The following is a 12,513-nucleotide window of genomic DNA, read 5'->3' on the forward strand; positions in this document are numbered from 1 at the left end:
TATTTTATCATAATTGTCTCATGCAAGCAAAATGAAGAAAATGACAATAAAGCCCTAATTTATAGTGCTTACTCAATTTTCTTAAGGAAAAAATCTGATTCCTATAAAATTATTTATAAAAAAATTAGAGTTTGAGGTTTAATTTTTTTATAGCTTGGCAATACATACTAATGTAAGACTTTCTCGTATTCCCCCTGTGAGGCAAAGCGTCGTCAACGCTTTGCTTTTTTTTATGCTTAATGTTCCCCTACTTTTGTATGAATCCTCTAATTACGCAAAAACTAACGATACTTACCAATAAAACATGCCCTATGGTTAACTTTGCACGAAAACGTCATCACATAAAAGACTTGAGGAATGGAGGCACAGGAACGTGGAAACGATCCATAAAGAGGAACAATGGCTAAACCATGAGGGAATCAATATTTCCTACAATTATTACTCATCCTCCTCCAACGATAAACCTGCCCTTGTTTTAGTACATGGATTTTTGTCTTCGAAATTTTGTTATCGGTATATGATTCCGGATTTAATCGATCATTTTGACATTTTCGTTTTTGATTATCCGCCTTTCGGTGACAGCGACAAGATTTGTGCTTACGACTTTTCCTATCGTAACTTTGCACGTATTATTATAGAGCTCCTCGATCAACATAATATCTCCACCGCTTCAATTGGTGGACATTCGATGGGAGGGCAAGTTGCTTTATTAACCGCTCACTTATTTCCAGATCGAATCGATAAGCTTATTTTATTTGCTCCATCAACATATGTTAAAAAATTTAATTCTTTTATGAGAATGGCTAGTAAAACACCAGCATTTTGGTATGTGTTGAAGCGATATTTTTACCGAAAAGGCGTATATGGCGCTTTGTTGGATTGTGTATATGATCCTCATATTGTCGATAAAGATATGATAAAAGGCTATATGAACCCTTTTCTAAAAAAGGATATTTTTCTCTGCCTTACAAAAATGATACGTGACCGCGAAGGGGACCTCCCTTCTGAAGACTTACAAAACATACAAGCAGACTGCTTGGTTCTTTGGGGAGAAGAAGATAAAGTTCTACCTGTATCACTTGGACATAAGCTCATAAAGGACTTGCCGTCAGCAACGCTTGTAACATTTGAAAAAATAGGTCACTTATTACCTGAAGAAATACCACTTATTTTAACTGAAAAGATCAAAGAATTTTGTGCACCTATGGAGAAAGCTACCGTTTAAAAGGTAGTTTTTTCATTTTTATAATTCGTGTTATTTCTGTTTAAGCTCATCTTTTTGTATGATGTAAGGAAAAGCATGTAGGAGGTTTTTGAAATGTCAAAATTCCAAAAGGTAACTAACCGTCTAAGTACAAGATCTGTGAAATGGGATTGGAGAGAAAATTTATTCAAGAGTGAAGAAGTGCTTCCTATGTGGGTTGCTGACATGGATTTTGAAGTTCCTGAGGCTGTACAAAATGCTATTATCAAACGAGCTGAGCACGGCATTTTCGGATATACGCTCACAGATGAAAAGGTAAACGAAACCATTCAAAATTGGTTACAGTCAAAACATGATTGGGAAATTGAAAAGAACTGGCTTACATACAGCCCTGGTGTCGTTCCAACATTACACACCATCATTGAAGCATTAACCGCTCCAGAGGATCAAGTTCTTATTCAAACACCTGTTTATCCTCCATTTTACCAAGTGGTGAATAAGCACAATAGAACACTTGTAAAGAATCCTCTTCGATTAGAAAACGGACGTTACGAAATTGATTTCAACGACCTAGAGGAGAAATTAGCTTCTGGAGTAAAAGCTTTCATCCTGTGTAATCCCCATAATCCTGTTGGTCGCGTTTGGGGAAAGGATGAACTACAAAAAATGGCTGATTTATGCATGAAGCATGATGTATTAATCATATCAGACGAGATTCATTCAGATCTTGTCTACCCTGGATATAAGCATATCCCTGTTGCTTCATTATCTAAAGATATCGAAGTAAATACTATCACTTGTATGGCACCTTCCAAAACGTTTAACTTGGCTGGATTACAAGCTTCTTTTGCCATTACACCCGATAAAAAAATGCGTGAAGCCGTTAATGAACAATTCGGATTACAAGGTGTGAATATGCTAAACACTATGGGCATTACAGCTATGGAAGCTGCTTACGACCATGGGGAAGAATGGTTGGATGAACTCATTCAGGTACTAAAAAGTAATAAAGACCTTCTGATGGAACGCCTTCATTCTGAAACAAATCATATAAAAGTGATCGAACCTGAAGGCACCTATCTAGTATGGCTCGATTGCAGAGAAATGGGTTTAACCCATTCAGATTTAAAGCAATGGTTTGTAGAAAAAGCAAAAGTAGGGTTGAACGACGGAGCTTCATTCGGTGAAGATGGTGAGGGCTTCATGAGAATCAACATCGCATGTCCTCCTGAAACATTAGAAGAAGGAATCAACCGTATTGTAAGTGCTACTTCCGCTAGATAAGTTAATATCCATTGGTCCTCCTCATACAATAGTGGAGGACTTTTTTTAATAGGAGGAGACGTATGATTACTCGTAAAAGCAAACGAGAAATTGAACTGATGCATGAAGCTGGTAAACTTTTAGCTTCATGCCACAAAGAAATCGCAAAACGTATTAAACCCGGTATTACAACTATAGAAATCGATACATTTGTTGAGGAATACTTAAAGAAACATGATGCTACACCTGAACAAAAAGGATTTCATGGATATCCTTACGCTACTTGTGCATGCATCAATGACGAAATTTGCCATGGGTTTCCGAGAGATGAACCCCTAAAAAATGGTGATATCGTTACAATCGACATGGTGGTGAACCTAAATGGTGCACTCGCAGATTCTGCATGGACTTATAGGGTGGGAACAGTTGACCCAGAAGTAGAAAGATTATTAAATGTAACCCATGAATCATTGAAAAGATCGATTGACGTAGCTCTCGTTGGGAAACGTACAGGGGATATAGGACACGCCATCCAGTCTTATGTTGAAGACGAAGGTTTTTCAGTCGTTCGTGATTTTACCGGACACGGCATAGGACCTACCATTCATGAAGACCCAAACATTTTTCATTTCGGTCATCCTGGAACTGGCGTCCGTCTTAAAGAAGGAATGGTACTGACCATAGAACCAATGGTAAATATGGGTACATGGCATTCACAAAAGGATGATAATGGTTGGACCGCAAGAACAATTGACGGAAAATGGTCAGCTCAATTTGAACATACCATTGCAATAACTAAGGATGGTCCCTTGATTTTAACGAGCCAGGATTAGGAATTATGAGAAGGTTGTAATGCACTTTTTGTACGAAGCTTCAAAATGAAAAGATCCTACCTGAATAAGATAGGATCTTTCAACTCTCTTTTTATCTTTATCCCTCTTCTTTTTCCTTCTCTTTTCCACCTTTAGTTGGATCAGAAGGTGGGTTCTTCTCAGCCGCTTCTTCCAGCTGAATAATACCACAAGCGACTCGAGGTCCAGCATCTCCAGCTGGTTGTGATAAACCATCATCTGTTCCTTCATGAATAACTATGGATGTACCTTCATCCCTTAATAAAGAATACTTACCATCCATTAATGTTGCCCCTTTGACACTCACTTCGGTTTCGACCATTCCATCAGGATCCGCTTCAATGTTTGGCATATCACCTTTATGCTGTCCTTTTGGATTCATCGCTCCATGCTCTTTTCCATCAGGATTAAAATGGCTCCCTGCTGATATGAAATCGGGTCCCTCACATTGTGGAAATTCATGGATATGTATGCCATGTAATCCAGGTTCAAGCCCCGTTAGTGATAGTTTAATCTTCACTTCATCTGGCTGTTCACTTAGTTTTGCAGTACCAAGTGAATCTCCATCTGGATTATACATTTCAATTTCAAACATCGATCGATTTTGACTATTACAACTTGTTAATACCCATAATAATAAGAATCCGACGATTAAAACACGATACGTTCTCATCAATACCCTCTTCCTTTCGTCATACTCTTTTGATAGTGTCGCCGAAATCGTGTAACTTTAACCAAAAAAGTTAGACAAAATAGCTGAGAGGACGAGGCATTATTCATCAAATAAAAAAGCCCCTTCTAAAAGAAGAGACTATGAATGAGGCTTATTATCTGATTCGTCTATATTGTGATTATCATATGTTTCATCAACGATTTCTTTTTCTTTCTTAGCAGCCTTTAAAATAATTCGCATTGTCACAAAAGCCCCTAAAGCGAAAAAGAGTAATGTAATTAGCGCTGGAATGTATTCGGTCTTATCTTGTGGAAAATATAGAAATTCCATCATAAGCTATCACGCCCTTCACCAATATCAGCGATTCTATTATACCAAATTCAATCCAGAACGACACTACGTGAAAGTGAACAGTGAGTGACAAGTTATGTTATGATGAGCCTAAATCCGAATGTGGGAGGAATAAGAATGGCAGAATTACAACCTGGAGATAAAGTTCAAGCACATTATAAGACTGGAAAATATATCGGAGAAATTATGGAAGATCGAGGTCATGCCTACCTAGTAAAAGTATTGGCAGTCCTTAAACATCCACAACAAGGTGACTTACATAATCCTGGCCAAACGGAGAATGTTTTCTTCCACGAACGAAAGGCATTAGCTCATAATGAAAAAGCAAACATTTCCAAGTCGTCCTTAAGTCAATATGATGGAGAAATTCCAGAATACCAAGCTTCCTTAAGAGAGGCTTTGGATAAACTTAAACAAAAACTCGCTGCAAAAGATGATGAGTTCAGCAAGAAAGCTCAGAATCAATTAGCAGAATTAGAAAGAAGATATTTTAAGTAAGATCCCCTTCTTCCGTTAAAGCCCCCTTATCTGGAAGACTTGGAATCGAGATAAGTTGAGAGCAGTCCGTTGCTTTTATGAGAGGTAGGGGTTCAGTGAAACGGCAATACTCCTGCGGAAGACCAGCTGAGCCTCCTCGTTCACTACGTTCTCTGTGGGGTCTCATCTGCCCTTTCTACCGCGGGAGTTTGCCGTTTCCCTCACCCCCTTTACGTTTATGGAGGTTAACGGACCCTAGTGTGTGAGTTCTAAACCTTACGGACATCGGTTCCGTTATTTTGAACTTTTAAGGCATTTCGAGAGTCGTTACGGACATATGGTACCTTATTTGTGACAGATTGCTCTTTATTAAGGTGATTTGCAGCAATTAGCGGAATGAATGTCCGTAAGCATTACCTCCTCATATCGCTACGGTTCCGTTCATCACCATTCGGCTAAGGTGGGCTGGGAAACGGGCTGACTCCTCCGGAATAACGGGCGAGCGAGACCCCGCAAGGAGCGTAGCGGATGAGGAGGCTCGATCGTTCGTCCGGGGAAAGCAGCCCGTTTCCCAGCCCGCCGATCTCCACAAAAGCAACGGAACCACTCCTCACCAGCTTATTCAAGATAACTGCCATATTACTGAACAAAAAAGCCCTACACCATCATGGCATAGGACTGAGAAGAGTTAGGATCCAGGTACTTTTAAGTTCTTCTTTTTCTTCTTTGGTTTTCCATAAATCAGATTCGTTATATTCGGTGCTCGTTCAAATAAGAGCATTCCAATAAATGCAGCAACAAGAATGTACATTCCGCTAAATACCTTAATTGTCCCAGTTGCCAATGCAGCAATAACAACGGAAAACTCACCTCTCGAACAGATCGACAAACCTGCCCTTAAGGATACACGCTTTGATAACCCATAAAGCTTACCACCTATAATTCCAACAAGAAGTTTGGCAATCAAGCCCCATCCAATGAGTGTGATTAACAGCCCTAACATTGGTATACCATTTCCGAACTCAATCGTCGTTCCAAAATAAACGAAAAATAAAGGAAGCATTAAATCTTTAACAGGTAAGACAGTTTGTTCAACTCGCTCAATTTTACCAATTTCCGCAAGCATGATCCCTGCAAGAAATGCTCCTAATACTTCAGAAAGGTCGAGGTATAAAGCAAGACCACCGTAAGCTAAAGCAATACCGATAAGTAAGGCAATTTTAAAGTCCTCATCATCAATTTTCTCAAGCAACACCTCGAACCTTTTAAATAATGTTTTCCCAAGGATAATCGCACCCAATGCTAATCCAACAATTTTCCCAATTAAAATAGCAAGATCGACGGCAGCAAAATCACCACCAGTGCTCATTCCCATTAAAATCGCGACTACAATAGGAGCAACTAAGTCTTCAAAAATTAATAAAGCCAAAATAAACTCAGTTTCACGGTTTGCCATACGGCTTGTATCATCGAGCAGCTTAGCTGTTATAGAAGAACTTGTTGCGTATGTAACGCCACCGACTAAGAAGGAAGTAAAGAGATCAAGACCGAATGCATAGGTTATGGCCATCGACACCCCTAAACTTAGGCCAACATCAAGAAACCCAGCCGGCCATATTTTCTTAGCAATGCCTCCTAGTCGTTTGATATTGAACTCTAGTCCTAATAGGAAAAATAACAATACGATTCCAATTTCACTAGCAAAATGTAATAACTCATTATGATGCAGTGCCCCCGCTAGCACAATACCAAGCAAAATATATAAAATGACATTCGGAAATTTTATTTTTAGACTTAAAAAACCTAGCCAAAAAATGAGTAACAAGACAAGTCCAGCACCTAATAATGATGGCATTTCTATATCAAATGGAATCAATGGGATCATTCCTCTCCCTTACATAATGCTGTAAGTGAAGCAATTTGATCTTTTTTACCAATTCCCATTAGCACGTCACCTGGTTTCAACGTGGTATATGCCTCTGGGATGGCAATAATGTCATCTCCTTTTACAATTCCAATAATCGTAGCTCCTGTTTGATTTCGAACCTCAGACTCTTCAATCGTCTGATGAGCAATAGAAGATGATTCTTTAATTTCTACCCAATCAATGACGATTTGGTTATTAAACATCTTAAGCTTATCCGCATCAACGGGTTGATAAGTTGCACCTAGCAATTGCGCTCCAAGTTCTCTTGTTTCATCACCTGTAAGATCCATACCAAAATCCGCTTCTTCGCTGTCAGCGTCCTCAAAAAAGTATAATTCACGCTTACCTGTATGGTGAACAATTAAAATGAGCTGGCTATCTTCAGCAGTAGTTAGTGTGATTTTTTGACCGATACCAGGTAATTGGGATATAGATATATTCATTTGAGTGTCTCCTTTCAAAATGTATCATTATGTTTGTATATGCTTCATTTAAAAAATTTGTTCAACAAGCTCTACTAAATCATACCCTATTTACGTCAGGTATTAATCTTGTACCATGCGATTAATAAATAAAGTCGGTGCTTTTGCCAGATTAATTTCCTCCACATCATAATGCATATATTGGTTTGTCGTATTATTAGAAAAAATACGTACAATCGGGCGTTGAGGTAGTCCCTTATTCTGCCCTACTATTGTAGCGATACTTCCATTAGATAGGTGGACATTGCTTCCATTTGGATAAAATGCAACACTTCGTAAGAATTGCCATACAACATCTCGATCAAATTTCTCCCCGGCTAACCCCATGATCCGCTCCCCCGCTTCATAGGGTAACAAAGGCTGACTTCCATCTTGTGGTGATACTAAATTGTCGTAGGTGTTCGCCACTGAAACAATTCGTGCATAGGGGTGAATATTTTTCCCCTCAACTCCTCTAGGCTCACCACTTCCATCAAGAAACTCATGGTGTTGAAAAGCTACATGAGCAGATACAGTACTTATTTCTCTATTTTGACGCAAAATATTAAATCCAATCCAGGCATGATGCTCATTTGCAGTAAGTCCATCTTTTTGTGTCCTGCCTACCTTACCAACGTCATGAAGGATAGCACCAATTCCCAATTCTATAAGCTCTTTATTCGTATATTGGAGCTTAATCCCCACAAGCACTGACATCACCGTTACGTGCATAGAGTGAATTAACAGTTCATTATCCTTGGTTCGGATATCTTCTAATTGTAATAATACATCTTTATTATGTAATAGTTCATCAATAATATTTTTGGTCGTTTGACCAAGATCCTTTGTATGAAACTCTTTTCCCTCTTGAATAATGCCTAACGATTCAGAAAGATTTTTCATGACTTCACGTTTAGTTTTATCAGAAATGGAGGATGCATCCTTTGACTCAGGGATGTCTTTTCCCTCTTCGTCATCGTCCATCACATAAACAGCGTGTACACCCATACGTTTTAAACGGCCGATTAGTCCAATTGTTAATGAAATCCCTTTTCCTAATAAGACACGTCCATCGTTGGCATAGATATTACGTCCCAGTCTATCACTTTGCTCTACTTGATCAATTGGTCTATATTTCATACAAAACCCCTCGAACTACGCCTTTGTTCTTATTTTAGCAGTCCTTGAACTGAAAACATAGTAAATATATTCCTTCATGATTTGAAAACGTTCCCATTTGTGTTCTTAAAACCGTTATGGTATTTTTACAATGTAGATGTCAGACAACCTAAATTTTCTATTCATGGCTCTACTTTTCTGAGAAAAAAGAACTCAAGGAGGTTTATACCATATGACAGTACATATTGGTGCCAATAAAGGCGATATTGCAGATAAAATTTTACTACCTGGAGATCCTCTTCGTGCAAAATATATTGCTGAGAACTTTTTAGAGGATGTTACATGCTATAACGAGGTTCGTGGAATGTACGGTTTCACAGGTACATACAAAGGAGAACGTATCTCTGTACAAGGCACAGGTATGGGTGTACCATCTATTTCTATCTATGTGAATGAACTTATTCAGAGTTACGACGTACAAAAGTTAATCCGTGTAGGTTCTTGTGGAGCTTTACAAAAAGACGTACAAGTTCGTGATGTTATTCTTGCATCTACTTCGTCTACAGATTCCCAAATGAACCGCATGGTATTTGGCGGTATCGACTTTGCTCCTACAGCAGACTTTAGCTTATTAAAAGCTGCCTATGACGTAGGTGAAGAAAAAGGACTTAACTTGCGCGTAGGTAATGTCTTCACAAGCGATAGCTTCTATCGTGATAACGCAAAAGAATTATTCGATCAACTTGCAGAATATAACGTGCTAGCAGTTGAAATGGAAACGACAGCTCTTTATACACTTGCATCAAAATTTGATCGTCAAGCGCTTTCTGTTCTAACTGTAAGTGACCATATCATCACAGGCGAAGAAACAACATCTGAAGAACGTCAAACAACGTTCAACGAAATGATCGAAGTAGCTTTAGAAGCTGCAATTCAAGATTAATCCAAAAAATCGAGCCTCAGTTAAGAGGTTCGTTTTTTTATGGCCTATTTTCACTCTTATCTTACATTTGCATATAGTGTGTATGAGAAAAAGGAGGCCTGAAATATGAATCCTTATCAAAACCATCACCCTATTTATTACACACCCTACATGCTTATGCCTGTAAATTCACTTCAATATCAGCAGCAAACCGCTTCTCGTCAGTATCCAGATGTAAGCACTAAAAAATTTCAAGATTCCTCTCAAACCTATCAAAATTTAATCAATGACTCTCAGGTTATTTCGCAGCGTTTTGCGGAATCTAGAAAATTACGCCGTAAAGTAATGCGTGCGGCACAAAAATCGGATCACAATAAGGTTGTTCACTTAATCCAGAATACAGGTATCTCACACCCTATTGAGGTTTCATATAACCCAGACAGTATAAGAGTGACCATAATGGATGTTGAAGAACGTCCAACTAGTAAGCTTATTATGGCATTACGTTGGTAGGCTTTCACTCCGCCGATTAAAAGCTTTTCCTTTATAAACATGAAAAAAAAGCATGGACCTGCCTAACACAGACCATGCTCTTATAGTTGTCTACCTTGTTAAAACATAGTGTGCTAATGTACGAGCCATAACACCAGTTGGACCTTTAGGACCTAAATCATATTCTGTACCAGGGTTAGATGTACCTGCAATATCTAAGTGAACCCAAGGCGTACTTTCAGCAAATTCCGCCAAGAACGAACCAGCCATAATCGCATGTCCTTTACGTCCTGGTGAGTTATTTAAATCAGCAACATCACTGGACCTTACTTGATCTCGATAAATTTCATTATAAGGTAGTTGCCAAATCTGCTCATCTGTATATTTGGATGCTTTTTCAATATCTGTAAACAAATCCTCATTATTCGTCATCGCACCTGTAACCCAATCCCCAAGTGAAACAACTACACCACCAGTAAGCGTTGCAACATCAATAATTTTTTCAGCTTTATGATGCTTAGCATAGGTAATTGCATCAGCAAGAGCCAAGCGGCCTTCTGCATCCGTATTAAGAACCTCTATCGTTTTCCCACTTAATGAAGTGATTACATCATCAGGTTTGAAGGCAGAACCACTAATCATGTTATCTGTAGATGGAATAACAGCGACAATGTTTTGTTTTGGCTTTAGGCGACCAATTGTATCCATGGCACCAAGTACAGCTGCAGCTCCTCCCATGTCACCCTTCATACCTACAATACCATCCTTCGGCTTAATCGAGTAACCGCCTGTATCAAAGGTGATTCCTTTTCCTACAAGACCTACAACGTCATCCCAATCTTCTTTACCTTGGTATTTCAAAACAATCATCTTTGGTGGCTCAGTCGATCCTTGGTTTACGGCTAAGAGAGCCCCCATACCTAAACGCTCCATATCTTCTTTTTCAAGAATTTCTGTTTCAAAATCATACGTTGTAGCAAGCGTCATGGCATACTCAGCTAAATCTGTCGCAGTTAATAAGTTACCAGGTGTTTGAACTAAATGTCGGGCTGTGTTCACACCATGTCCAACTGCTACTCCTTCTTCAAGAGCGTTTGTAAGAGAGCCAGCTTCTTGATCAGACAAGATTCGAACAGATTCAATGACTTGTTCTGGTTTTTCATTACTTGTTTTGTAGTGCTCAAACTGATAAGGAGCCACAATCATTGCTTCAGAGAACGCTTTTGATGCTTCTTCCTCAGAGATTTCATCGGTCTGGAACGTATGTAGTAAACAAGTAACATCAGAAACACGATCCTGACGTAGCTGCTTAAATAAAGGACCGAACGCTTTCTTTAACTTTTGCACACTCAAATCTTTCTTTTTTCCTAGCCCTACGACGTAGATTCGCTTGGCAGATGTTTGATTCAATGTGAATACCTTCGAAACTTTCTTATAATCATTTGATAGATCCCCATCTTGCATATATTGATCAAGAGCTCCATCTAACGCATCATTTAGTTGCTGATAGGCTGGTTGATGCTGTTTGTTTTCGTGATATAAACCTAGTACTAGAGCTTCTGTTTCTTGAAACATTTCTGTTGTTGGTTGTATAGTAAACAAAATCTCCACCTCCTTCTGCTATTATACAGAAAAATCAATCGTTTTTGTGATTCAGTTATTCATGAGTGTGATATAATAATAAAACAATAAGTGAAAGTGAAAGAGAAGCGTGTTAATTTTAATAATATTTTTACATACATAAAGCCTTGAATTTCCTCATATCCATTACCTTCGTGTTAAAATTAAAGGAGCAGAGTCAGGGTCAATTAATGTACTAGATGTAGAAAGGATGACACAAAAGCATGGAATTACTCTCCAATTTCCCCCTATGGGCTGCATTAACCGCGATTGTTTTTGCCCAGGTTGTTAAAATTCCCATTCATTTCATTGCAACAAGAGAAGCAAATATAGGTCTCGTTTTCTCAACTGGAGGTATGCCTAGTAGTCACTCTGCTGCTGTTACCGCTCTAGCTACTGCTGTAGGAATTCAGGAAGGATTCGGATCCAATATGTTTGCGATTGCATGTGTTTTAGCTGTCATTGTGATGTATGATGCCACAGGCGTCCGAAGACAAGCTGGTGAGCAGGCAGTTATGCTAAATATGCTAGTGAAAGACTTTTCTCACTTTGTTGAAGAAGCGAAAGTGTGGAACAAAAAAGCAGAGTATGAAAAGCGTGAAGAATTGAAAGAGTTACTTGGCCATCAGCCTATTGAAGTATTCTTTGGTGGAATTACTGGTGTTCTTTTAGCAATCGTTCTTTATTCTATAATTTAATATCACGAAAAAAGCATCAGCAATACAGCTGATGCTTTAATTATGCCATAAAATATGGAGCATAATAGATAAATGTAATAACTAAACTGATTATCATAAATAATATAAGTCCTAACATTAAAGGCGTTATTTCAAAACGAAACAATTTAACTTGACCAGCATCCAGCCCCGTCCACCCTTTTGTACCTGCCTTAACAATATTGTTAACTCTATTCATTTCATAGCCAGATAACCAAATAACCCCAAAAATAAACGCTCCACCTAAAAAAAGAACCTCCATGACCTGAACACCAAAAAGTTTAGCAACCACTAATATTAATAGAAATTCAAATAAAACTGTTCCCAAAACAATTAGAAAGGACTTCATTCCACTTCCACCTCCATATATATGTCTAACGATTTATAAAGGAAAAAGTTTCAAAATCAATGTTTTTGTAATCCAAAATAAATAAGAG

Annotated in this window: 14 protein-coding genes; 7 read left to right on the forward strand and 7 right to left on the reverse strand. The window is 38.5% G+C overall.

The annotated features are described in order from the left end of the window. The first annotated feature begins 373 nt into the window (after positions 1 to 373). The 3 genes from GS400_RS15800 to map all read left to right on the forward strand — a co-directional run bounded on the left by GS400_RS15800 (position 374) and on the right by map (position 3,300). Entirely contained in the window at positions 374 to 1,225 is an 852-nt protein-coding gene (locus GS400_RS15800; RefSeq protein ID WP_160103364.1) for an alpha/beta fold hydrolase, read from the forward strand. A 93-nt stretch (positions 1,226 to 1,318) separates the two neighbouring features. After that, positions 1,319 to 2,488 (forward strand): MalY/PatB family protein, encoded by a 1,170-nt coding sequence (locus tag GS400_RS15805; RefSeq protein WP_160103366.1) that lies wholly within the window; start codon positions 1,319 to 1,321, stop codon positions 2,486 to 2,488. A 62-nt stretch (positions 2,489 to 2,550) separates the two neighbouring features. Next, on the forward strand, positions 2,551 to 3,300 hold the full coding sequence (gene map / locus GS400_RS15810) for a type I methionyl aminopeptidase (RefSeq protein ID WP_160103368.1): 750 nt from the start codon (positions 2,551 to 2,553) through the stop codon (positions 3,298 to 3,300). Positions 3,301 to 3,397: 97 nt separating this feature from the next. Here map and GS400_RS15815 read toward each other — a convergent pair whose 3' ends face one another. Together GS400_RS15815 and GS400_RS15820 are read right to left on the reverse strand one after the other, a co-directional pair. Continuing rightward, positions 3,398 to 3,991 (reverse strand): superoxide dismutase family protein, encoded by a 594-nt coding sequence (locus tag GS400_RS15815; RefSeq protein WP_160103370.1) that lies wholly within the window; start codon positions 3,989 to 3,991, stop codon positions 3,398 to 3,400. Positions 3,992 to 4,129: 138 nt separating this feature from the next. Further along, the gene (locus GS400_RS15820; protein WP_160103372.1) at positions 4,130 to 4,324 is read right to left on the reverse strand and encodes a hypothetical protein; all 195 of its coding nucleotides are present in this window, start codon (positions 4,322 to 4,324) and stop codon (positions 4,130 to 4,132) included. A gap of 135 nt (positions 4,325 to 4,459) precedes the next feature. On the opposite strand from GS400_RS15820, the gene GS400_RS15825 reads away from it, so the two are divergent. Next, positions 4,460 to 4,840, forward strand: a complete 381-nt coding sequence (locus GS400_RS15825; protein WP_160103374.1) for a kinase-associated lipoprotein KapB — start codon at positions 4,460 to 4,462, stop codon at positions 4,838 to 4,840. A 667-nt stretch (positions 4,841 to 5,507) separates the two neighbouring features. On the opposite strand, the gene GS400_RS15830 is transcribed toward GS400_RS15825, so the two are convergent. From GS400_RS15830 to GS400_RS15840, 3 genes are all read right to left on the reverse strand, one after another. Beyond that, complete coding sequence (locus GS400_RS15830; RefSeq protein ID WP_160103376.1) at positions 5,508 to 6,674, reverse strand: cation:proton antiporter; 1,167 nt, start codon at positions 6,672 to 6,674, stop codon at positions 5,508 to 5,510. 26 nt (positions 6,675 to 6,700) lie between these two features. Next, positions 6,701 to 7,189: a cation:proton antiporter regulatory subunit gene (locus GS400_RS15835; protein ID WP_160103378.1), complete on the reverse strand. Its 489-nt coding sequence runs from the start codon at positions 7,187 to 7,189 to the stop codon at positions 6,701 to 6,703. A gap of 102 nt (positions 7,190 to 7,291) precedes the next feature. Further along, complete coding sequence (locus GS400_RS15840; protein ID WP_160103380.1) at positions 7,292 to 8,347, reverse strand: HD-GYP domain-containing protein; 1,056 nt, start codon at positions 8,345 to 8,347, stop codon at positions 7,292 to 7,294. 211 nt (positions 8,348 to 8,558) lie between these two features. On the opposite strand from GS400_RS15840, the gene deoD reads away from it, so the two are divergent. Together deoD and GS400_RS15850 are read left to right on the forward strand one after the other, a co-directional pair. Then, positions 8,559 to 9,269, forward strand: coding sequence for a purine-nucleoside phosphorylase (deoD, locus tag GS400_RS15845; RefSeq protein WP_160103382.1), 711 nt, complete (start codon positions 8,559 to 8,561; stop codon positions 9,267 to 9,269). 105 nt (positions 9,270 to 9,374) lie between these two features. After that, positions 9,375 to 9,761, forward strand: coding sequence for a YuzC family spore coat inner layer protein (locus GS400_RS15850; protein WP_160103384.1), 387 nt, complete (start codon positions 9,375 to 9,377; stop codon positions 9,759 to 9,761). Between the two features lie 90 nt (positions 9,762 to 9,851). Here GS400_RS15850 and GS400_RS15855 read toward each other — a convergent pair whose 3' ends face one another. Then, positions 9,852 to 11,342 carry a leucyl aminopeptidase gene (locus tag GS400_RS15855; protein WP_160103386.1) on the reverse strand — a complete coding sequence of 497 codons (1,491 nt, stop codon included), beginning with the start codon at positions 11,340 to 11,342 and terminating at the stop codon, positions 9,852 to 9,854. Between the two features lie 242 nt (positions 11,343 to 11,584). Here GS400_RS15855 and GS400_RS15860 point away from each other — a divergent pair, with 242 nt between their 5' ends. After that, the gene (locus tag GS400_RS15860; protein WP_160103388.1) at positions 11,585 to 12,058 is read left to right on the forward strand and encodes a divergent PAP2 family protein; all 474 of its coding nucleotides are present in this window, start codon (positions 11,585 to 11,587) and stop codon (positions 12,056 to 12,058) included. Positions 12,059 to 12,098: 40 nt separating this feature from the next. On the opposite strand, the gene GS400_RS15865 is transcribed toward GS400_RS15860, so the two are convergent. Further along, entirely contained in the window at positions 12,099 to 12,425 is a 327-nt protein-coding gene (locus tag GS400_RS15865; protein WP_160103390.1) for a hypothetical protein, read from the reverse strand. Positions 12,426 to 12,513 lie beyond the last annotated feature (88 nt).

The organism is Pontibacillus sp. HMF3514 (assembly GCF_009858175.1).
GTDB lineage: Bacteria > Bacillota > Bacilli > Bacillales > BH030062 > Pontibacillus.

Bases quoted from the DNA above. Each gene is read 5' to 3' on its own strand.
- GS400_RS15835 (WP_160103378.1), bottom strand. From the start codon at position 7,189: ATGAATATATCTATATCCCAATTACCTGGTATCGGTCAAAAAATCACA.
- GS400_RS15825 (WP_160103374.1), top strand. From the start codon at position 4,460: ATGGCAGAATTACAACCTGGAGATAAAGTTCAAGCACATTATAAGACT.
- deoD (WP_160103382.1), top strand. From the start codon at position 8,559: ATGACAGTACATATTGGTGCCAATAAAGGCGATATTGCAGATAAAATT.
- GS400_RS15860 (WP_160103388.1), top strand. From the start codon at position 11,585: ATGGAATTACTCTCCAATTTCCCCCTATGGGCTGCATTAACCGCGATT.
- GS400_RS15815 (WP_160103370.1), bottom strand. From the start codon at position 3,991: ATGAGAACGTATCGTGTTTTAATCGTCGGATTCTTATTATTATGGGTA.
- GS400_RS15850 (WP_160103384.1), top strand. From the start codon at position 9,375: ATGAATCCTTATCAAAACCATCACCCTATTTATTACACACCCTACATG.
- GS400_RS15830 (WP_160103376.1), bottom strand. From the start codon at position 6,674: ATGCCATCATTATTAGGTGCTGGACTTGTCTTGTTACTCATTTTTTGG.
- GS400_RS15840 (WP_160103380.1), bottom strand. From the start codon at position 8,347: ATGAAATATAGACCAATTGATCAAGTAGAGCAAAGTGATAGACTGGGA.
- map (WP_160103368.1), top strand. From the start codon at position 2,551: ATGATTACTCGTAAAAGCAAACGAGAAATTGAACTGATGCATGAAGCT.
- GS400_RS15865 (WP_160103390.1), bottom strand. From the start codon at position 12,425: ATGAAGTCCTTTCTAATTGTTTTGGGAACAGTTTTATTTGAATTTCTA.
- GS400_RS15805 (WP_160103366.1), top strand. From the start codon at position 1,319: ATGTCAAAATTCCAAAAGGTAACTAACCGTCTAAGTACAAGATCTGTG.
- GS400_RS15820 (WP_160103372.1), bottom strand. From the start codon at position 4,324: ATGATGGAATTTCTATATTTTCCACAAGATAAGACCGAATACATTCCA.